The sequence below is a fragment of the Uliginosibacterium paludis genome (assembly GCF_039631355.1).
In the GTDB taxonomy this organism is placed as follows: Bacteria; Pseudomonadota; Gammaproteobacteria; order Burkholderiales; family Rhodocyclaceae; genus Uliginosibacterium; species Uliginosibacterium paludis.
In genome coordinates, this window is record NZ_JBDIVF010000011.1 from 30206 (window position 1) to 50832 (window position 20627).

The 20627-nt window shown below is 64.8% G+C and carries 13 protein-coding genes; 9 read left to right on the forward strand and 4 right to left on the reverse strand.

Annotated features, from left to right (window positions below; genetic code table 11):
* Nucleotides 1-22: 22 nt before the first annotated feature.
* Together ABDB87_RS18050 and ABDB87_RS18055 are read left to right on the forward strand one after the other, a co-directional pair.
* On the forward strand, nucleotides 23-2659 hold the full coding sequence (locus ABDB87_RS18050; RefSeq protein WP_345929668.1) for an EAL domain-containing protein: 2637 nt from the start codon (nucleotides 23-25) through the stop codon (nucleotides 2657-2659).
* Between the two features lie 155 nt (nucleotides 2660-2814).
* Entirely contained in the window at nucleotides 2815-3189 is a 375-nt protein-coding gene (locus ABDB87_RS18055; RefSeq protein WP_345929670.1) for a DoxX family protein, read from the forward strand.
* 66 nt (nucleotides 3190-3255) lie between these two features.
* Here the strand turns inward: ABDB87_RS18055 and pepN are convergent, their stop codons facing one another.
* Complete coding sequence (gene pepN / locus ABDB87_RS18060; protein ID WP_345929672.1) at nucleotides 3256-5937, reverse strand: aminopeptidase N; 2682 nt, start codon at nucleotides 5935-5937, stop codon at nucleotides 3256-3258.
* 233 nt (nucleotides 5938-6170) lie between these two features.
* Between pepN and ABDB87_RS18065 the strand changes: the two genes are divergently transcribed.
* Nucleotides 6171-6584 (forward strand): hemerythrin domain-containing protein, encoded by a 414-nt coding sequence (locus ABDB87_RS18065; protein ID WP_345929674.1) that lies wholly within the window; start codon nucleotides 6171-6173, stop codon nucleotides 6582-6584.
* A 62-nt stretch (nucleotides 6585-6646) separates the two neighbouring features.
* Here ABDB87_RS18065 and ABDB87_RS18070 read toward each other — a convergent pair whose 3' ends face one another.
* From ABDB87_RS18070 to ABDB87_RS18080, 3 genes are all read right to left on the reverse strand, one after another.
* Nucleotides 6647-7693: a PfkB family carbohydrate kinase gene (locus ABDB87_RS18070; protein ID WP_345929675.1), complete on the reverse strand. Its 1047-nt coding sequence runs from the start codon at nucleotides 7691-7693 to the stop codon at nucleotides 6647-6649.
* A gap of 144 nt (nucleotides 7694-7837) precedes the next feature.
* On the reverse strand, nucleotides 7838-9034 hold the full coding sequence (locus tag ABDB87_RS18075; RefSeq protein ID WP_345929677.1) for an acetate/propionate family kinase: 1197 nt from the start codon (nucleotides 9032-9034) through the stop codon (nucleotides 7838-7840).
* 21 nt (nucleotides 9035-9055) lie between these two features.
* Entirely contained in the window at nucleotides 9056-10474 is a 1419-nt protein-coding gene (locus ABDB87_RS18080; protein ID WP_345929679.1) for a bifunctional enoyl-CoA hydratase/phosphate acetyltransferase, read from the reverse strand.
* 163 nt (nucleotides 10475-10637) lie between these two features.
* On the opposite strand from ABDB87_RS18080, the gene glmU reads away from it, so the two are divergent.
* The 6 genes from glmU to ABDB87_RS18110 all read left to right on the forward strand — a co-directional run bounded on the left by glmU (nucleotide 10638) and on the right by ABDB87_RS18110 (nucleotide 20083).
* Complete coding sequence (gene glmU / locus ABDB87_RS18085; RefSeq protein WP_345929681.1) at nucleotides 10638-11996, forward strand: bifunctional UDP-N-acetylglucosamine diphosphorylase/glucosamine-1-phosphate N-acetyltransferase GlmU; 1359 nt, start codon at nucleotides 10638-10640, stop codon at nucleotides 11994-11996.
* A 35-nt stretch (nucleotides 11997-12031) separates the two neighbouring features.
* Nucleotides 12032-12502 (forward strand): MOSC domain-containing protein, encoded by a 471-nt coding sequence (locus ABDB87_RS18090; protein ID WP_345929683.1) that lies wholly within the window; start codon nucleotides 12032-12034, stop codon nucleotides 12500-12502.
* A gap of 381 nt (nucleotides 12503-12883) precedes the next feature.
* A complete protein-coding gene (locus tag ABDB87_RS18095) occupies nucleotides 12884-15154 on the forward strand; it encodes a TonB-dependent hemoglobin/transferrin/lactoferrin family receptor (protein ID WP_345929685.1) in 2271 nt (756 codons plus the stop codon).
* Nucleotides 15155-15176: 22 nt separating this feature from the next.
* Nucleotides 15177-19157 carry a cobaltochelatase subunit CobN gene (cobN, locus tag ABDB87_RS18100; protein ID WP_345929687.1) on the forward strand — a complete coding sequence of 1327 codons (3981 nt, stop codon included), beginning with the start codon at nucleotides 15177-15179 and terminating at the stop codon, nucleotides 19155-19157.
* 36 nt (nucleotides 19158-19193) lie between these two features.
* Entirely contained in the window at nucleotides 19194-19697 is a 504-nt protein-coding gene (locus ABDB87_RS18105; RefSeq protein WP_345929689.1) for a MotA/TolQ/ExbB proton channel family protein, read from the forward strand.
* A complete protein-coding gene (locus ABDB87_RS18110) occupies nucleotides 19694-20083 on the forward strand; it encodes a DUF2149 domain-containing protein (RefSeq protein ID WP_345929691.1) in 390 nt (129 codons plus the stop codon). The genes ABDB87_RS18105 and ABDB87_RS18110 overlap by 4 nt, the downstream gene beginning before the upstream one ends.
* Nucleotides 20084-20627 lie beyond the last annotated feature (544 nt).

Consider the following 20627-nt stretch of genomic DNA (forward strand, 5'->3'; position numbering starts at 1 on the left):
CTTTCCCATGATCTCTGGCCCAATGGCAGGAAAGCTCACCCGCTCCGCACTTCTGCTTCTTGTCATCGCGTGTTTCGTGCTGGTGAGCATTGGCGGCCTGATCGCCTGGAACAGCATCCGCACTGATGTGGATGGCATGAACCGGCGCGCCCTGCCGGCGCTGATCGCAGCGTCCGACATCGGTGCCGATTACCGTGAGCTTCGCAATCTGGTGCAGAGCCTGGCGCAGGAGCCGGATAGCGGTCGGCGCAAGGATCTGGGCGAGCGCATGGATGCCGTCCAGCAGCATCTGCTGGGCGCATTCAGTGCTCTTCGCGGTCTGGGCATGGCGACTCCCGCACTGGATGAAATCGCCGCGGCCTACCTCGGGGCGCTGGAGCGCACGCGCGAGGCGGCACGCGCCGGTGTGGCGGATCAGGCCCAGGCGCTGGTGTACGCGGCCCTGATTCCGGCCGAGCACAATCTGCAACTCTATGTCGAGAAGGTGCGCGAGAACATCCAGGCACAGCAGCGGGCAGTGGACCAGAGTCTGAGCCTGGGCGGTGCCCGTCTGCTGGGCTACAGCGTGCTTTGCATGTGCTTCGGCCTGGTGCTGTGGACAGCCCTGATGCCTCCGGTGGCCGCACTCCTGCCGACCGGGGAAGATCTCTTCGTGTCTCGCGAGATTGCCGCGGTGATGTATGGCTTCACCGGGGCGGTGCTCTCGGCCTCCCTGATTGCTTCGGGCGCCTTGCTGGTCATCTTTCTCGATCATCCGGCCCGCCCGCTGCTCTATTGCTGGTGGGCGCTCTCGCTTGGTGTGCTGCTCGCACGCGGCATCAACTATCTGCGCTGGCGAGCGCGCCGCGACACCGCCTTCGACGGAGCGGCGGCGATCCGCAGTTTCGGGGCCGGCAGTCTGGCGTCGGCGATGGTCTGGGCGGCGTTTCCGGTGATGTTCTTCTCCGAGGCGAACCCGGTCCAGCGGATGGCCATGGCCTTCGTGTTTGCCGCGATGGCCGGTGGCGGCGCGCTGATCCTGGCCCCCACGCGCAAGATTTCGCTGATCTACCTTTCGCTGCTGCTTGTTCCCCAGATCGCCCTGTTCGGGTTTGCCGGCACGCGCATGGATCTCACCGTGGCCATCCTCAGCTTCGGCATGCTGTTGATGCTGGCGCATTCGGCGGTGGCCGCGCGCCAGACGACGACCACGGCACTCAAGCTGAGCCGTGAGAACCGCCGCCTGGCTGAGGAGTCCGTGGCACGCCAGCAGGCGCTGCAGAAACTCAATCTGACTCTGGAAGACCGCGTACGCGAGCGGACGACCCAGCTCGAACGCGAAGTGGATGCGCGCGAGAGCTATGCCGCCCAGTTGCAGGAGCTGGCCTTGCGTGATCCGCTCACCGGCTTGCTCAACCGCCGCGCGCTGGCCGAGCAGATGCCGGCCATGCTGGCACGGGCATCCAAGTCGGGCGCCGGCGTGCAGATCCTGTTCATCGACCTCGACCGCTTCAAGGATGTGAATGACGTCCAGGGCCACTATGTGGGTGACCAGGTGTTGCTGGAGCTTGCCCGCCGCCTTCGCCGGACCCTGCCTGATAGCGCGCTGGTGGCACGCTGGGGCGGCGACGAGTTCCTGGTTGCGGTGCCGGGGGGCGTCAGCCTGAATCATGCCGGCGCGATCCGCGCCGCGATCATGGAGCCGGTGAGCGTGCGCGAACACGAGGTGCGGCTCGATGCCAGCATCGGCATCTCGCTGTTTCCCTCGCAGGGCGAAAACGTCGAGGTGCTGGTACGGCAGGCCGACGTTGCGATGTACCAGGTCAAGCTCAAGGGGCGCTCCGGTGCGCTGGTCTATCACCCCGAGATGGGCGAGGCGCTGCGCCGCCGTCATGAGCTGGGGCAGGCGCTGCGCGAAGCGCTGGCGAACGACTGGATGAACATCGCCTACCAGCCGGTCGTGCCGGAGGCAGATGGCCACGTGCTCAAGATGGAAGCGCTGCTGCGCTGGACCCATCCGCAGCGCGGCATGATTTCGCCGGCCGAGTTCGTGCCGGTCGCAGAGGATGCCGGCCTGATCGGCAAGCTCGGCCACTGGTGCCTGAATCAGGCCTGCTGCGAGGCAGCGCGCTGGGAGGGTGATGTCATCGTGGCGGTCAATGTGTCGGCTCTGCAGGCGATGTCGGGCGAGCTGCTCGGCAATGTGGCCGATGCGCTGGCGGTCAGCGGGCTGCCACCGCATCGCCTCGAGCTCGAGCTTACCGAGAGCGTGTTCGCTCATGATTTCGCCGCGATTGCCAGGGTGTTCGGCGCGCTGAGGGAGATGGGCGTGCGCATCGCGATCGACGATTTCGGCACCGGCTACTCGTCGCTCTCCTATCTCTATCGCCTGCCGATTGACGGCATCAAGATCGACCGAAGTTTCGTGCGGGATGTGGAGCACTCGGGTGAGCAGTTGCTGCGGGCCATCCTGGGCATGGCCCGCGGGCTGGGCTTCACGGTGGTCGCGGAAGGCGTCGAAACCCCGACGCAGCGGCAGATGCTGCGGCGCATGTCGGTGGATTACATCCAGGGCAGCTGTCATTCCGTGCCGCTCCAGCCCGAAGCGGCTGCTGCCTGGATTGCCGAGTATCAGTCCCGCGCGGCAGAGCCTTGCCTGTCGGATGATGCCCTGCACTGAGCGGAGAGCCCGGACGAGAGGATGTTTGATGCTGATTTCGGGATAATCAATCCTGATTTTGCATCTTTATCTCGATTTTTAGTGAGCCTAAAGTGGAGCACATGCCGGGCCGGGAAGCGGACGGCAAGACCACCACACTTTCTGGAGCTCACATCATGGAACGCTATTCTCACCTCGCCGGCCGCATCCTGCTGGCGCTCATCTTTGTCCTCTCCGGCTTCGGCAAGCTGACCGACCCAGCCGGCACCGCGGGCTACATGAAGGCGATGGGCGTGCCCACGCTGCTGCTCTGGCCGACCGTGGCGCTTGAACTGCTGGGCGGCATCGCCATCGTGCTGGGCTTCCAGACCCGCCTGGTTGCCGTCGCGCTCGCCGGCTTCAGCATCGTCAGCGCCGTGATCTTCCACAGCAATTTCGGCGACCAGATGCAGATGATCAATTTCCTCAAGAATCTGGCCATGGCTGGAGGCTTTCTTCACCTGGCCAGTACCGGCGCCATCGGGTTCAGCCTCGATACGCGCAAGGCCTGAAGCAGTCCCGCCTGCAAAAGAAAGCCCGGCGCCAGGCCGGGCTTTCTGCTGTCTGCCGCGCCGGATTCAGGCTTCGAGCGCCTTGCCGACCACCTCGGCCACATCGGCCGAGAGGCTGGATGCTGCACGGATGCGTTCGAGCTGCTGGCGTGCCAGGGCCTGGCGCGCGGGGTCGAACTTTCTCCAGCGGTCGAAACAGCGCGCGATGCGTGAGGCCACCTGCGGGTTCATCGGATCGAGCTGCAGGATCACGTCGGCCGCCAGCCGGTAGCCCTCGCCATCGGCCCCGTGGAAGTGCTTCGGGTTGGCGGCGCAGAAGGCGCGAACCAGCGCATAGACCTTGTTCGGGTTGCGGATGTCGAAGGCCGGGTGCGTCATCAGTGCGCGCACATCGGCCGTGGTGCCGGGCAGACGGGAGAGCGCCTGAACCTGCAGCCACTTGTCGACCACCAGCGCTTCGTCGCGCCACTTCGAATAGAAGCTGTCGAGCGCGACATGGCGGGCCGGAATGTCGAGGCTGGCGAGGCTGGCCAGCGCCGCGAAGGTGTCGGTCATGTTGCCGGCCTGCTCGAAGTGCCCCACGACCAGCGCCTGCGCGCCCGCTTCATCGAGCTGGGCGAGATAGCTCAGGCAGGCGTTGCGGAGCGCCCGGCGCCCGGCCTGTTCACCTTCGGGTGAATAGGGCTCGTCGCTTGCGAGTTCGAGATAGGCCGCCAGAAAGGCTTCGCGCAGCTCGCGGGCAAGGGTGCGCAGCAGCGTCATGCGGGCGCCGTGAATGGCGTCGGGATCGACCACTTCCATCTGTTCGGCGAGAACGTTTTCCGAGGGCGGATTGAGCGCCTCGGCCACCAGGGCCGGATCGCCGCCTTCAACGAAGGCCGAGCCCAGCAGGCGAGCCAGGGCGGTGATGTAGTCCTGCGGGATCCAGTCGTTCGTGGTCTTGCCGGCCTGGATTGCGGCCACGCCTTCGAGCAGGATGCCGGTGGCCAGCCGCTGACCGGCTTCCCAGCGATTCACCGCATCGGTGTCGTAGGCCATCAGGTGGGTGAGCTGGGCGGTGCTGTACGGATAATCCAGCAGCACGGGCGCGGAAAATCCGCGCAGCAGCGAGGGCACCGGCTCGGTGGCGACGTCTTCGAAGACGAAGCGCTGCTGTGCTTCGCGCAACTCCAGCACGCGCTGCGTGCCCACGGGTGACGTTTCGCCTTCGAGGCGCAACGGCAACTCGCGGCCCTCGCCATCCAGCAGGCCGATCACGATGGGCAGGTGGTAGGGGCCGCGCGCTTGCGGCAGACCGTCCTTTGTCATGCGTTCTTCATAGGGCGTGGCCGGGAACTGCTGCGTGACCTCGAGCGTGTAGCGGCGGGCGGCCGCATCGAACTGGCTGCGCACCACGAGTTTCGGCGTACCGGCCTGGTTGTACCAGCGCTGGAACTGGGCAAGATCCTTGCCGGAGGCGTCCTGCATGGCCGAGATGAAGTCCTCGCAGGTCACGGCCTGGCCGTCATGGCGCTGGAAGTAGAGGTCCATGCCACGGCGGAACGCCTGCTTGCCGATCAGGGTGTGGATCATGCGGATCACTTCCGCACCCTTTTCATACACCGTGGCGGTGTAGAAGTTGTTGATCTCGGCGTAGCTGGCCGGGCGGATCGGGTGGGCCATCGGACCGGCATCCTCGGGGAACTGCGCGGCGCGCAGGCCGCGCACTTCCTGGATGCGGGTCACGCCGGCCGAATGCATGTCCATGCCGAACTGCTGGTCGCGGAAAACGGTGAGGCCTTCCTTGAGCGAGAGCTGGAACCAGTCGCGGCAGGTCACGCGGTTGCCGGTCCAGTTGTGGAAGTACTCGTGCGCGACGACGCGGTCGATGTTCTGGTAGTCGGTGTCGGTGGCGGTGTCGGGGCGGGCGAGCACGTACTTGGTGTTGAAGATGTTCAGGCCCTTGTTTTCCATCGCCCCCATGTTGAAGTCGCCCACGGCAACGATCATGTAGTGGTCGAGGTCCATTTCCAGACCGAACACGTCTTCATCCCACTTCATGCTCTTCTTGATCGCGGCCATCGCGTGATCGCACTGGTCGAGCTTGCCAGGCTCCACATACACCGCGCAGCGCACGCGGCGGCCGGAGGTGGTGACGTAATAGTCCTCCACCATGTCGAGCTTTGCGGCGACGCAGGCGAACAGGTAGGCGGGCTTTGCGAACGGGTCTTCCCAGGTGGCCCAGTGGCGGCCGTTGTCTTCGTCGCCCTGCGCCACCGGGTTGCCGTTGGCGAGCAGCACAGGGAAGCTGGCCTTGTCGGCATGCAGAGTGCATACGAACTTCGCCATCACGTCCGGACGGTCCGGGTAGTAGGTGATGCGGCGGAAGCCCTGTGCCTCGCACTGGGTGAAGTAGCCGTCCTTCGAGCGATACAGGCCGGAGAGCTGGGTGTTCTGGTCAGGATCGATGCGGACCACGGTTTCAAGCACGAAGGCATCCGGCACTTCGTCGATGACCAGAGTTTCGCCCTCGAGGCGCCAGGCGCTTGCGGTCAGCGGCTGGCCGTCGAGCGAGAGGGATTCGAGTTGCAGGTCTTCGCCGTCGAGCTTCAGCGGGCCACCGGCCGAGACCGGGTTGCGCCGCATGGCCAGGCGCGCGGCCACGCGTGCAAAACCTGCATGGATGGAGATGTCGAGCGTGACCTGGTCCACCAGGCAGTTGGGCGGCGTGTAGTCCTTCAGATAGATCGTAGCGGGGGTATCAGCCATGGCCATTATCGGGAAAGTCGTTGGTGTGGCCCGAGTGTAGCCGAGAGCGCAGGCAGACGGTCTGCGGGCAAGGGGCGCGTCGTGATGGCCACGCGTATTGCATGGATTTCTGGCCTGCATGTTGATGCCAATCAAGCGCCGGTGCGGCGGGTTATGCTTTGCTACACCTCACAACAATCACTGAGGTCAGTCCCTGAGCGGCTGCCCCGACTTCACACACCGAGAGCCTCGTCATGAGAAAACTGAATCTTCGTCTGAAGCACCTTGCCCAGGAGCATCAGGCCGTCATGCACTTCATTTCAGCCGTGCGTGGCGCCAATCCCGAGAGCGAGGCCGATCTGCCGGAGGTGGTACGCCGGGTGCGCAAGGTGTTCGTGAGCGATCTCGATCCGCATTTCGTCGAGGAAGAGCGTTATGCGCTGCCGATGCTGCGCGAAGCCGGCCGCGACGATCTGGCCGACAAGGTGTTTGCGCAGCATGAAGCGATGCGGGCAATGGAAAAGGCGCTGGACAAGCCGACGACCGAAATGCTGGTCAAGTTCGTGCATCTGCTCGAGCAGCATGTGGAATTCGAGGAAAACGAAGTCTGGGACGTGCTCGACGTCGAGCTGGAAGCCCAGGCGCGGGCCGCCGCAACCGCCGGCTGAGCGCCAGCCGCGAGGCAAAAAAAGAGCGACCCGCGGGTCGCTCTTTTTTCATGCGTTCGGCATCAGCGCGAGATGCCTTCGCTGCCGTCGCTTTGCATCAGGGCCTTCACTTCATCGGCAGTGACCAGGTTGAAGTCACCGTAGATGGTGTTCTTCAGCGTGGCGGCTGCAACCGCGAATTCCAGCGCCAGGGCGTCGCTCGCCGGGTAGTGGATCAGGCCGTAGATCATGCCGGCAGCAAAGGCGTCACCCACGCCAACGCAGTCGACAACGTGATCAATGGCATGCGTGCGCGCGGGGATCAGCTTGCCCTGGCTCCACAGCAGGCCGGTCAGGATGTGGTGATTGGCGTCCAGCGTGTTGCGCAGGGCGACAAAGAATTTCTTGTCCTTGCCGGCTTTGGCTTCCACCTCGCTGAAAAAGCGTTCCCAGCCGGCCAGATCGATGGCTTCATCCGCCGTGCGCACCTTGTAAGCCGGCGCGGAGCCGACGCCGTAGGCCACCTTGTATTCGCCCGGCGTGCCGAAGAGCGCGTCGGTGAGGGCGAGCATCGGCGCCATGACTTCGAGCGCGCTCTTGCCGTATTGCCAGAGATTCTTGCGGTAGTTGAGGTCGCAGGACACGGTCAGGCCCAGCTCCTTGGCTGCACGGATGGCTTCCAGCGTGGAGTCCGCGATGCCTTGCGAGAGCCCGGGGCCGATGCCGGACCAGTGGAACCAGGTCGCGCCCGCGAGGACTTTCGTCCAGTCGATCATGCCGGCCTGCAGCGTGGCGAAGGAGGAGTTCGCGCGGTCATAGACCACCTTGGAGACTCGCTGTGCGGCCGGGTTTTCGTAATAGTAGAGACCGAGACGCTCTCCGCCGAAAACGATGTGTCCGGTACCCAGACCATGCGAGCGCAGTTCGGCGAGGCAGGCTTCGGCGATGTCGTTCTTCGGGAAGCGGGTGACGAAATCGCTTTTCAGGCCGAAATGGGCCAGCGACACGGCGCAGTTCGTTTCACTGCCGCCAAAGGTGGCTGCGAAGGTGTTCGTTTGTGAAAGCTTGAGAAAACCGGGTGGCGTGAGCCTGAGCAGGACTTCGCCGAAGTTGACGATTCTGTGTTCCATTGCTGATCCGTTCTTTCTTTTTGGGCAGGGGGAGACAAACAAACCGGTGCTGCAGGGTGATGCGGAGCGCTGCGGAAGGGACATGGCCTGCCGCTGTAAAAAGGGCCATCCCGAAGGATGGCCCCTGAACTGCTTGCCGAGGGCTCAGAGGCCCAGCAGGCTGACGGCGTGATGCGCAATCATCCATTCTTCGTTGGTCGGGATCACCGCCACGGCGATCTTCGAGTCAGCGGTGTGGATGGTGTGGGCCTTGCCGCGCACCTTGTTGAGTTCGGCGTCGATCGAAGCGCCCATCCAGGCGAGGTAGCCGATCACCTTGTTGCGCACGAATTGCGAGTTCTCGCCGATGCCGCCGGTGAACACCAGGGCGTCGAGACCGCCGGCAGCCATCATCAGCGAGCCGATTTCGCGGGCGGCGCGGTAGCAGAACAGCTCCAGCGCTTCCTTCGCTTCGGGCGCGTCGGAGGCTTCGAGCGTGCGCATGTCCTGGCTGATGCCGGAAACGCCCAGCAGGCCCGATTCCTTGTACAGGAAGTTGGAGATTTCCTTCGGGCCGTAGCCGTGGGTTTCCATCATGTACAGCAGCACGCCCGGGTCGATCGAGCCGGTGCGGGTGCCCATCATCAGGCCTTCGATGGCGGTGAAGCCCATCGAGGTGGCGACGCACTTGCCGTCGCGCAGCGCAGCCATCGAAGCGCCATTGCCCATGTGCGCCACGATCACGGCGCCCTTGGCCTTCTCTGCGCCGATCACTTCGTCCAGCTGGCGGGAGATGTAGTCGTAGGACGAGCCGTGGAAGCCGTAGCGCTTAACGCCTTCAGCGGTGATCTTGCGCGGGATGGCATAGGTCTGGGCTTCGAGCGGCTGGGTGCGGTGGAAGGCGGTGTCGAAACAGGCCACTTGCGGCAGGTTCGGGTACTTGGCCGCCAGCACGCGGATCGGGCGCAGGTTGTGCGGCTGGTGCAGCGGGCCCAGCGGGATGAAGGTTTCGAGCACCTTGAACACCTCCGGCGTGACCACCACCGGAGCGGAGTACTTCTCGCCACCCTGCAGCACGCGGTGACCGACAGCGGCCAGCTCGACGTTCTGGGCTTCAACCCAGTCCAGCAGCGAAGTCAGCGCCAGTTCCTGCTGGGCTTCCAGCGGGGTGCCTTCCGGAGACTTGATCGTCGTGTCGAGCAGCGTCTTGCCGTCGATATCCTTGGCGACGAACTGGGTGTTGGCACCGATCCCGTCGATCTGGCCACGGAAAACGGACGGAGCGTCCTTGACCAGCGGCAGGTTGAAGACGGCGAACTTCAGGCTTGAGGAGCCGGCATTGATGATGAGGAGGGACTTCATTGCTTTCTCTTTCTCCAGAACTTAGAGGGTTGCCGCTGCGAGGCGGTGAGCTACAAGACGCTTGACGACAGCGCAGGACGCCGACCGGGCATCCGCCCTGTCCGCGCGACTGGTCAGCACGATGGGTACGCGAGCACCCAGCACTACACCGGTCAGCAGGCCGCCGGCGAGGTATTCGAGTTGTTTGGCCAGCATGTTGCCGGATTCCAGGTCCGGTACCACCAGCAGGTCGGCATTGCCGGCCACCTCGGAAACGATGCCCTTGGTGCGCGCTGCAAAAGGGGACACAGCATTATCGAAGGCCAGCGGGCCGTCAAGGATTCCGCCGCGGATCTGGCCACGGTCGGCCATCTTGCACAGCGCCGCAGCGATCAGCGTGGAGGGAATCTTGGGGTTGACCGTTTCCACCGCCGAGAGCAGGGCGACGCGCGGATTCGGAATGTTGATGGCATGGGCGAGATCGATCGCGTTCTGCACGATGTCGACCATGTCGGCCAGCTCGGGCTGGATGTTGATGGCCGCATCGGTGATCAGCAGCGGGCGGGGATAGCGCGGCACGTCTGCGAGGAATACATGCGAGATGCGTCGTGCGGTGCGTATGCCATGCGTCTTGTCTACCACCTGGCTCATCAGCTCGTCGGTATGCAGGCTGCCCTTCATGAGGGCATCCACCTTGCCTTCGCGGGCCAGCGTCACGGCCTTTTCGGCCGACTCCACGCTGAACGCGGCCTCGATCATCTCGACACCGGTCAGGTCTTCGCCGAGCTCCTCGGCCACCTTGCGGATGCGGTTGCCCGGCCCGACCAGCACCGGCACGATCAGGCCCTCATGCATGGCCTGCAAGGCGCCCTTGAGGGATTCCGCGTCACAGGGGTGGGCCACCGCCATGCGGACGGCGGGCAAGCCTTCGCTGAGCGCGATCAGCGCTTCATAGCGACGCTGGCGGTCCGTCACCGTGATCTCGGGCAGCGGCGCCCGGGCGCGGCGGATCCGGTTCAGCGGTGCGGCCACCACGGCCTCGCCATCCACAATCAGCCGGTCATCCTGGTTGCTGACCAGACAGGCGATGCGCACCTGCTTGGCGGCCGGGATCTTTTCGACGCACTGAAGCTTGACGGTCAGCGTGTCGCCGATATGCACGGTGGCATGGAAATTCAGGTTCTGGCTGACGTAGACGGTGCCGGGGCCGGGGAACTGGTTGCCCAGCAGCGCCGAGATCATCGCGCCGGAGAGCATGCCGTGCGCGGTGACTTCGCCGCCCGGGATGTCCCGCGCATACAGGTCGTCGAGGTGCGAGGGGTTCACATCGCCCGAGACGGCGGCGAAGAGCTGGATGTCCTCGCGACGCACGGTGCGTGACAGCACGGCACTGTCTCCGACCTTGATCTCGTCGAAAGTGATGTTTTCCAGCGTGTCGAGCGGGGGATTGGTGATATCCATGGCTTTTATCCGTCTGAATGAATACTAGCTATCGAACATGCCGCGCCGAGTGATGTTCATCAAACCATGATGCAAATTGATGACGCAGCGCCGCAAAACCGGCCATGGGCTCGCGGGGTACAATTCGCGCCTCTCCGCAAGGCTCACGGACACTACCTACATCATGCAGATCACCATCCTCGCTGCCGGTCAGGGCAAGCGCATGAATTCCCGCCTGCCCAAGGTCCTGCAACCCGTCGCCCGCAAGGCCATGCTGGCCCATGTGCTGGATGCGGCGCGCGCGCTGCAGCCCGCCACGCTGTGCGTGGTCTATGGCCACGGCGGCGAGCAGGTGCGAGCAGCGCTTTCAGCGCCCGATATTGTCTGGGCCGAGCAGGCGCAGCAGCTTGGAACCGGCCACGCCGTGCAGCAGGCGATGCCTTGGCTGTCCGACGACGGTGCCGTGATGGTGCTCTATGGCGATGTGCCGCTGACGCGTGCGGCCACCCTGCAGGCGCTGGCCGAAGCGGCCGGCACGGATCGCCTGGCGCTGCTGACCGTCGATCTGGCAGAGCCCAAGGGCTACGGGCGCATCGTGCGTGACGCGGCAGGGCGTGTTCAGTCCATCGTAGAAGAAAAGGACGCGGATGCCGCCATCCGTGCCATCCGGGAAGTCAATACCGGCATCCTGTGCGCGCCGGCAGCCCGTTTGCGTGGCTGGCTCTCGCGCCTGCAGAACAACAATGCCCAGGGCGAGTTCTATCTGACCGACGTGATCGCGATGGCGGTGGCCGACGGGGTCGAGATCGTGACCCAGCAGCCGGCGCACGAGTGGGAGGTGCTGGGCGTGAACAACAAAACCCAGCTCGCGGAGCTCGAACGCATCCATCAGCGCAATCTTGCCGGCGCTCTGCTCGAAGCCGGCGTGACCCTGCTGGATCCGGCGCGCATCGACATCCGTGGTGAGCTTGTCTGCGGCCGCGATGTGGAGATTGACGTGGGCTGCGTGTTCGAGGGTCGGGTCGAACTGGGCGACGGCGTGAAAATCGGCGCGAACTGCGTGCTGCAGGATGTGAAGGTCGGCGAAGGCACGGTCATCAAACCCTTCTGCCACTTTGAATCCGCCGAAATCGGCGCGGCCGGCGTGCTCGGCCCCTTTGCGCGCCTGCGCCCGGGCACCGTGTTGGGCGAAGACGTGCACGTCGGCAACTTCGTCGAGGTCAAGAACAGCCAGATCGCGGCCCATACCAAGGCCAACCATCTGGCCTACATCGGCGACGCCACCATCGGCAGCCGGGTGAATGTCGGCGCGGGCGTGATCACCTGCAATTATGACGGCGTGAACAAGTTCCGCACCGTGATCGAGGATGACGCCTTCATCGGTTCTGACTCCCAGCTCGTCGCACCGGTGACCGTTGGCCGCGGTGCCACGATTGGCGCCGGCACCACGCTGACCCAGAATGCGCCGGCGGACGCGCTGACCCTCGGCCGCTCCCGGCAGTTGAGCCTGACCGGCTGGCAACGGCCGGTGAAGAAAAAGTAAGCGCCTGTCATGCCGCAGCCAGCACCCGTGGCGCCATGAAGGTCGAGCGTCTCTATCTCTCGGCGGAGCAGGGCGCGCCCCAGATCGAGCAGGCCTCGATCCGCGTCGTCGCGGGGGCCGGCATCGAGGGGGACCGCTACTTTGGCTGCCGCGACGAGCCTGGCCAGAACCTGACCCTGATCGAGATCGAGGAGATCGAGGCTTTTTTCAGCGAGCAGGGCCGGGAGCCGGACCTGTCGATCACCCGCAGGAACGTCCTGACGCGGGGTGTGCGCCTCAATGCGCTGGTCGGTGCCGAATTCCTGGTGGGCGAAGTCCGGCTCAGGGGTGTCGAGCTCTGCGAGCCCTGCCGCATCATGGGGGCGGCACTTTCGTTCCCGGGATTTTCGTCAGCCGAGGTCGTGAAGCGTTTCCTGCAGCGTGGCGGCCTGCGCGCCGAGGTCCTGTCCAGTGGGCAGATCCAGCGCGGCGCCGCGCTGACGCTGCTGTCGCCTGCCTCGGATTGAAGCTGCCGCGTGCTTGCCCCGGCGACTTCCTGCCCGGCATGCAGCAGGTGTGGCTTCTGACCCGCGCCCCTGAGCGCGCTCGCCGCCCGGCGGTACGGTCATGCCGTCCCGATTCGGCGGCCGCACACGTCAATCGCATCTTTGCAGTTTCTTGTGTTTTTATTACATTCATTTTGTTGAGAATGATTCCTGTTTGCGTATAATCGCAGGCAGTGTGTTGCGGCGGAGCGCCGTTGCAACGCGCCCTCCGGCAAGCCGGGCGAGTGACTGCGCCCGGCACGGACAGCCCGGGAAGACTGCCCGTGCCGGACCCCCTCAAGCACCAGCCAGCCATTGCAGCCAGCCAGTGATTTTCAGGTTTCACTTCGAGAATTCACCGGCATGGACCAACTCCACACGAACGTAATGCCGCTGCGTCTGCAGCGGGTCTCGCAGCTCGCCCTTTCAATCATGATGGCCTGGCCGCTGGCCGGCCTTGCCCAGGAAACCGTGCCGGTGAAGGCGCTCGGCGCCGTGGTGGTGACGGCCACCCGCACCGAAACCGATTCGGCCGGCGTGGCCGGCGCTGTCAGCGCAGTCACTGCGGAAGACATCGAGCGCAAGGGCGCGAAGGATCTGCGCAGCCTCCTGGCGGACGAGCCCGATGTGGTCGTTCCCTCCGATTCGCGTCGCTTCGGCGGCGGGCAGGTGAATATCCGCGGCATTGAAGGCAACCGCATCCTGATGCTGACCGATGGTGTGCGCGTGACTGACTACCGCGCCGCCGGCACCAGCAACTACGACCAGGCCAGCCGCGACGTGCCCTTCTCCGAATTCCTCAAGCAGGTAGAGGTGGTTCGCGGACCGGCTTCCAGCCTGTATGGCTCGGACGCCATCGGCGGCGTGATGGGCTTCATCACGCTGGATCCGGCCGACCTGCTCAAGGGCCGCAGCTTCGCGGTCGGTGGTCAGACCGGCTATTACTCGGCAGACAACAGCAAGCGCCTGAGTGCCTGGGTGGCGAGCGGCAACGAGCGCTTCCAGAGCCTGCTGATGGTGGGCACGGCCAAGGGCGAGGAAACGGACAACAAGGGCAGCAGCCGGGTGCAGGGCAATACGCGCACTGCACCCAATCCGCTCGATTACACGCAGAGCAATGTGCTGGGCAAGCTGGTCTTCACGCCGAGCCGCGAGCATCGGCTCAAGCTCACCGCGGAGCACAAGGAAAGCGAATCCGATGTCGATGTGCAACGCGTGGCCAACGGCACGAGCCTCGCCCGCGTGAGCAGCAATACCGGCACCGACTCGATGCAGCGCGATCGTGTTCAGCTCGACTATGAATACCTGCCCGTGGCCGGCTGGTTCGACAGCCTTGCGCTGAAGCTCTACACGCAGAAGGAAACGACCGACAACCAGAACCGGCAACTGCGCAGCAACACCGCCTCCACCTGTTCGTCGACCACCGCAGGCACGATGAACTGCCTGGTGAACAACCGCTACGACTACGAACAGACGCATACCGGCTTCGGCCTGCAGCAACGCAAGGCCTTCACCTTCGGCTTGCCGCAGGAAGTGGTCTGGGGGCTGGATTTCGATCGTGCCGAAACCGAGGAGAAGACCTACACCACCTGGACCAATCTGGCGACCGGTGCGGTGTCGAACACGCTGCTGGGCTACACCTATCCGGTGTCCTACTTCCCCGCCGGCCACACCGATCAGATCGGGCTCTTCGCGCAGGACGAGATCCGTGCCGGCAATCTGCATGTCACACCCGGCCTGCGTTTCGACCGCTACAGCCTGAAGCCGGAAAGTACCGGCCTCTATGTGCGCACCGACGGCAAGGATCCGGCGAGCAAGAACGGCAGCCATGTGTCGCCCAAGCTCTCGCTGCTGTATGACCTGCAGCCGGACTGGAACGTGTATGCGCAGTATGTCGAAGGCTTCCGCGGCCCAAACTACGAGGAAGTGAACCGCTACTTCGTGAATGGCTCGTCGGCTTATGGCGTGGTGGGCAACGCCGACCTGAAGCCCGAAACCAGCCGCGGTCTGGAGCTGGGATCGAAGTACAGCGGCAACCGCTGGGGTGCACAGTTCTCGGTCTTCCAGACCCGCTACAAGAACTTCATCGACTACTCGGTGCTGGGCGCCAGTGATCCGCGCAACATCTATGTCAATGGCACGCGCTACTCCACCTATCTGTACCAGAACCTCTCCAGCGTCGTGATCCGCGGCGCCGACTGGGGCGGCTACTGGCAGGTGTTGCCGAGCCTGCGCCTGAATGCGGCCTTCGCGATCGCCAACGGTTATGACGCCACCAGCAAGGCGCCGCTCAACAGCATCGAACCCAGGCGTGCCACGCTTGCAGCGGTCTGGACGCCTTCCGAAATCTGGGGCGCTGAATGGCGTCTGCGTGCGGCCACCGGCAAGAACCGCATCGATACGTCCAGCACCAACTACTTCCGCACCCCTGGTTACGGCGTGAATGATGTGTCGGCCTGGTGGCAGTTCCGCCCCGGCTCACGCCTGAACTTCGCGGTGAACAATGTTTTCGACAAGACCTGGTATCAGTGGAGCGATGTGCGTCTGGCCGGCGTGACCGCCACCGAAGCCGCGCCGCTCTTCTACAGCCAGCCCGGTCGCAACTTCGCGATCACGCTGAAGCTGGACTACTGAGCGCCCGATGTCGACGCCCCGCATGAGTAGTACCGTCCTTGCGGACTTGCGCCTGCTGCTGCAGGCGCTTTTTCTTCTCGTCGCCTGCAATCTGGCGCAGGCGGCACAGCCTTCCGTTGCGCTGATTACGGCGTCTCCCGCGCCGGGAGGCAAATACGAGGTGCTGGCCGACGCGGCACAGCGGGCGGGTTTCCGCTTTGAGGCCCGCTACATCGAATCGATGGATGACGCGGCGCTGGCGCAATTCGCGCAGATGGCCGATCTGCTGATCGTCGAGCCGCCCCGGCCCGGCGTGGTCGAATCCATGCTGGCGAAGCTCGGCAAGGCCTGGAGCGCACGGAATGCACCGCGCCTGCTGCTCGATGGCGACAAGGTCGAGGCGCGCGGCATGGACGCGGCACTCGCCAACACCCTGAACACCTATTTCACGAACGGTGGCCGCCAGAATCTGGATGCCGCTGCGCGCGTGCTCGCAGCCCGCCACTTCCGTCTGGCTGATGACAAAGGCATTCCGCCGCCGCAGAAATTCCCGGCAGCGGCCTACTACCATCCGCGTCTCGCCACGACGGTGACCACCGATCCGGACGCGGCACTGGCCGTCTCCGGCAAGCCGGGCGAGCCGGTGATCGGCATCGCGATCCACCAGGGTTATGTGTCGGCGGTGGATGGCGGTTTTGTTGACACGCTGATCGCCGAGGTGGAAGCCCGCGGTGCACGCGCGCTGGCTTTCTATACGCCGGTGATGGGCGAGGATCTCTTCCTGAAGATGGCCGCACCGGGGGGGCGTCGGCTGGTCGACGTGCTCGTCACCAGTCAGATTCTCTATGACGCCACCGGCCGCAAGGCCGAGTTCGAGCGCCTGGGCGTGCCGGTGATGCAGGCGATTCCGTACCGGCGCGGTGACGCGGCAGACTGGCGCGCCGATCCGCAAGGCATGCGGCTCATCGATCTGCCCTTCTACCTCGTGCAGAGCGAGATCGCTGGCAGCATGGATCCGATGGTGGCCTCGGCGGTGGAGAAGGGCAGCGGCAAGGTCGAGCCCATCCTGCCGCAGATCCGCAGCATGGCTTCGAAAGCGGTGAATCTGGCGAAGCTGCGCCGCATCCCGAACGCCGACAAGCATGTTGTTGTCATGTACTACAACTATCCACCCGGCGAGAAGAATCTCTCGGCCTCCTTCATGAACCTGCCGAAGAGCCTGGAGGGCACGCTGGCGGCAATGAAGGCGGCGGGCTATCGCACCGAAGCGCCGGATGAAGCGGCCTTGACGCGCGATCTCGGCCAGCTGCTCGCCGGCTTCTATCGCGATGGCCAGCTCCAGGTGCTGCTCGACAAGGGCTTGGCTGCCTGGCTGCCAATGGCCGAGTACCGGCGCTGGTTCGCCACGCTGCCGGCCGACCTCCGCAACGAGGTGACGAAGCGCTGGGGCGAGCCGGAGCAGAGTTCGATGTCTGCGAACATCAAGGGTGAAGCCGGCTTCGTGATTCCGCGCCTGCAACTGGGCAATGTGGTGCTGATGCCGGTGCCGCCGCGTGGCGAGCGCAAGGAGGATCAGGAAGCGGCGCTCTATCACGCCACCGGCGCTGCGGTGAATCACTTTTATCTTGCTGCCTACCTGTGGGCGCGCAGCCATCGGGATGCGCTGGTGCATTACGGCACCCACGGCACGCAGGAATGGACGCCCGGCAAGGAGCGCGGCCTCTCGGTCGAGGATCAGGCGATGGTCGTGCTGGGCGACATCCCGGTGGTCTATCCCTACATCGTGGACGACGTCGGCGAAGCCATCCAGGCCAAGCGGCGCGGGCGCGCCACCATCGTCAGCCACCAGACGCCGAGCTTCCGCCCGGCCGGCCTGCACACCGATCTCAACGCGATGCATGAGCAGCTGCACGTCTGGCTGCAGCAGGATGAAGGCGGCGTGAAGGAAGCGCTGCAGCGCGATCTGCTGCGCACCGGCGAGAAGCTCCACCTCTTCGAGGACATGGGCTGGACCCGCGCCCGCGCGAGTGCCGAGTTCCCCGCCTGGATCGATGCCCTGCACCTCCACCTGCATGCGCTGGCGAGCCAGCTGCAGCCTTATGGCCTGCACAGCTTCGGTCAGAACAAGAGCGACGAGCTGCGGCTCTATACCGTCATGACAATGCTGGGGAATGACTTCTACAAGCGCATCGAGCCCGAGGAGCCGCAGGAGCTCTTCGCGCTCGATTACGAGAAGCTCGCCACGACGAAGCCCTTCGCGCTGCTGCGTCATCATCTGGTCGAGGGCGCGCCGGCAAGCGAAGTGAAGGACGCCGCATTGCGCGCCGACATCGAGCGCGCGAAGCAGCTGTGGGCGAGCCTGGATGCGTATCCCGAAATCAGCGGATTGCTGGCGGGCCTCAATGGCGAATTCCTGCCGACCAATACCGGCGGCGACCCGGTGCGCAATCCCGAGTCCCTGCCGACCGGGCGCAATCTCTACGGCTTCGATCCCTCCAAGATTCCGACCAGGGCCGCCTGGGAAGCCGGTCAGCTCGCGACCGAGGCCATGCTCACGGAGTATCGACAGCGCCATGGCAGGTATCCGCAGAAGCTCGCCTATTCGCTGTGGAGCGTGGAGACCATGCGTCACTCCGGCGTGCTCGAAGCGCAGGCGATGGCGGCACTCGGCGTGCGGCCGAAGTGGGATCAGGGCGGCCGGCTCAATGGCGTGGAGCTGATTCCGGCGGCCGAACTCAAGCGGCCGCGGGTGGACGTGGTGCTCTCCGCCACCGGTCTCTATCGCGACCATTTCCCGAATGCCATGAAGTGGCTCGCCGAGGCGGTGAAGCTCGCGGCCGCGCAGAAGGAACCGGACAACGCGGTGCGCAAGTCCTCCGAGGCGATCCGCCAGGCGCTCGCCGGCAAGGGGCTCAGCGCCGCGCAACTCGATGCGATGGCCGACACGCGCATCTTCAGCAACGCTTCCGGTGGCTACGGCACCGGGCTCAACGATGCGACGCTGGCGTCCGACAGTTTCGCGAACAAGGGCCGGGAGGCGGACGAGAAGCTCGCGAATCTCTATCTCTCGCGCATGCAGTACGCCTACGGGCCGGATGAGAAAAGCTGGGGCCAGAAGCTGGAAGGCGTGAATCTCTATGCCGAAAACCTCAAGGGTGTGGAAGCGGCCTTGCTGGCGCGCTCGTCCAACCTCTACGGCATGCTCACCACCGATGACCCCTTCCAGTATCTGGGCGGCATCGGGCTCGCGGTGCGGCATCTCACCGGCAAGGCCCCCGAGCTGCTGATCTCCAACCTGCGCGACCCGCGCAATGCGCGCACCGAGACGGCGGCGGGCTTTCTCGCCACCGAGCTGCGCACGCGCAATTTCCATCCGGGCTGGATCAAGGGCATGCAGGCGGAAGGCTATTCCGGCGCGCTCAACATGCTCGACTCGATCAACAACTTCTGGGGCTGGGCCGCCACTTCGCCGGAGATCGTGCGGGACGATCAGTGGCAGGAATTCGCGGACGTGTACGTGCGCGACAAGTACAAGCTCGATCTTGACCGCTGGTTCGAGAAGAACGCGCCGCAGGCCCAGGCGCAGATGATCGAACGCATGCTGGAAGCCGCCCGCAAGGACTACTGGAAGGCCGATGAGGCGACGCTCTCGACGCTGGCCAGGCGCTACGAGGATCTCGCCCGGCGCTACGACATCCAGAGCCACAACCAGGCCTTCCGCGAGTTTGCCGCCGCCAAGGCCGGCCCGGCGCCGGCAGGCTTCGGTCTCAGGGTTGCCACGGCGGCACCTGCGCCCGCGGGCGTGGCTGCTGCGGCCCCGCAGGCCACTACGGCACAGGCCGAACCGCTCAAGCCAGTGGCGCCACCGGTGCAAGGCATCAAGCTCGAAAAGGTCGAGCCGCCTTCGCTGCCGCCTGCCTCGCTGGCCTGGATCAGCGGTGCCGCGATGATGCTGATGGCATTCCTTGCCGGTGCGTTGCGTGCCGCTTTCGCTCAGCCGGCCCGCTCGCGGGCGGCTGCCTGATTCTTCCGAAACCCTCTTCACACACAAGGCTGTCGCATGACCCCCAATCCGCTTGAATCGATGATGTACGACATCGGCCAGATCTTCCTGCTGCCGGTGCTGATCCTGATTGCCATCCTGTTCCTGTATGCCTTCTGGGCACTCGGGCATTTCCTTGTTCAGGCCGTGCAGCGCACCCGGAACCGGCCCGCGAGCGGTGTCGGCTACGCACTGATCGCGCTCGCCCGCTCGCAGCGCCTGCGGGATGCGGACGCGCTCGATGTGGCCGCGCACAAGCTGCTGGAAAAACCGCGCATTGCCACGCGGGTGGCACCGATGCTGGGGCTGGTCGCCACCATGATCCCGATGGGCCCGGCGCTGCGTTCGCTCTCGGATGGCAATCTGGGCCAGGTCGGCCAGAGCCTGACGATTGCCTTTTCCGCGGTGATCCTGGCGCTGATCGCTGCGTCGATCACCTTCTTTGTTGTCGGCGTGCAGCGTCGCTGGCTGGCCGAAGAGCTGGTCTGGCTGACGCAGCAGAGCGAGGAGTCGGCAGGATGAACGCGCCTGCTACAAGCGAAGTTCGCCCCGCGCAGGCGCTTCGGGCAGATACGCCACGGCGTGCCTCGCGCTTTCTGCATGAAGAGGAGGGCGACGACCCGATCCTGTCGGTGGTGAATCTGATTGACGTGTTCCTGGTGATCATTGCGGCGCTGCTGATCGCGGTGGCGCAGAGTCCGTCCAATCCCTTCTCGGCAGACAATGTCACCGTCATCAAGAATCCCGGTCAGCCGGACATGGAGATCACGATGAAGGAAGGCCAGAAGATCACCCGCTACCAGTCCAAGGGCAACATCGGCAGCGGTGACGGCACCAAGGCCGGCGTGGCCTACCGGCTCAAGGATGGCTCGATGGTTTATGTGCCGGAGGCCTCCGCCCCGCAGTAAGTCACTGAGTTGGGCGGAGCATACGGTGTTTGGCATCGGATGCAGCGGGCATGACGCTCGGCGCGGCCTTTGCCGTTCTCAAGGCACGCTCGCAGGCAGGGGGAGTACTGGCCTCTTCTGCCTGCAGTTGTCCAGGGGGCGGGACCGGATTCGCTAGCCTCTCCCCGACTCCCGACTCCCGACTCCCGACTCCCGACTCCCGACTCCCGACTCCCGACTCCCGACTCCCGACTCCCAACTCCCAACTCCCGACTCCCGACTCCCAACTCCCAACTCCCAACTCCCAACTCCCAACTCCCAACTCCCAACTCCCAACTCCCAACTCCCGCCTTCATGCCGGTGCCACCAGAAACCGTTCGCCCTGAGGTATCGAAGGGGAACGGTTTCGGGGCCGGGCGCCCGCCCGCGCTTCGGTACCTCCGCACGCACGGGTTTGGGAATCGGGCCGAGCGTTTGTTCAGGCCCTTCGACACGTTCCGGGCAAACCGCGTCTGACAGCACGGCATGGCGCTCATTCCGGAGCCTGAATGCACCGGGCTTTCCG

What these genes read in the sequence shown, in the direction of transcription:
- ABDB87_RS18050 (WP_345929668.1), top strand. Translation starts at nt 23, where the DNA reads ATGGCAGGAAAGCTCACCCGCTCCGCACTTCTGCTTCTTGTCATCGCG.
- ABDB87_RS18055 (WP_345929670.1), top strand. Translation starts at nt 2,815, where the DNA reads ATGGAACGCTATTCTCACCTCGCCGGCCGCATCCTGCTGGCGCTCATC.
- pepN (WP_345929672.1), bottom strand. Translation starts at nt 5,937, where the DNA reads ATGGCTGATACCCCCGCTACGATCTATCTGAAGGACTACACGCCGCCC.
- ABDB87_RS18065 (WP_345929674.1), top strand. Translation starts at nt 6,171, where the DNA reads ATGAGAAAACTGAATCTTCGTCTGAAGCACCTTGCCCAGGAGCATCAG.
- ABDB87_RS18070 (WP_345929675.1), bottom strand. Translation starts at nt 7,693, where the DNA reads ATGGAACACAGAATCGTCAACTTCGGCGAAGTCCTGCTCAGGCTCACG.
- ABDB87_RS18075 (WP_345929677.1), bottom strand. Translation starts at nt 9,034, where the DNA reads ATGAAGTCCCTCCTCATCATCAATGCCGGCTCCTCAAGCCTGAAGTTC.
- ABDB87_RS18080 (WP_345929679.1), bottom strand. Translation starts at nt 10,474, where the DNA reads ATGGATATCACCAATCCCCCGCTCGACACGCTGGAAAACATCACTTTC.
- glmU (WP_345929681.1), top strand. Translation starts at nt 10,638, where the DNA reads ATGCAGATCACCATCCTCGCTGCCGGTCAGGGCAAGCGCATGAATTCC.
- ABDB87_RS18090 (WP_345929683.1), top strand. Translation starts at nt 12,032, where the DNA reads ATGAAGGTCGAGCGTCTCTATCTCTCGGCGGAGCAGGGCGCGCCCCAG.
- ABDB87_RS18095 (WP_345929685.1), top strand. Translation starts at nt 12,884, where the DNA reads ATGGACCAACTCCACACGAACGTAATGCCGCTGCGTCTGCAGCGGGTC.
- cobN (WP_345929687.1), top strand. Translation starts at nt 15,177, where the DNA reads ATGAGTAGTACCGTCCTTGCGGACTTGCGCCTGCTGCTGCAGGCGCTT.
- ABDB87_RS18105 (WP_345929689.1), top strand. Translation starts at nt 19,194, where the DNA reads ATGACCCCCAATCCGCTTGAATCGATGATGTACGACATCGGCCAGATC.
- ABDB87_RS18110 (WP_345929691.1), top strand. Translation starts at nt 19,694, where the DNA reads ATGAACGCGCCTGCTACAAGCGAAGTTCGCCCCGCGCAGGCGCTTCGG.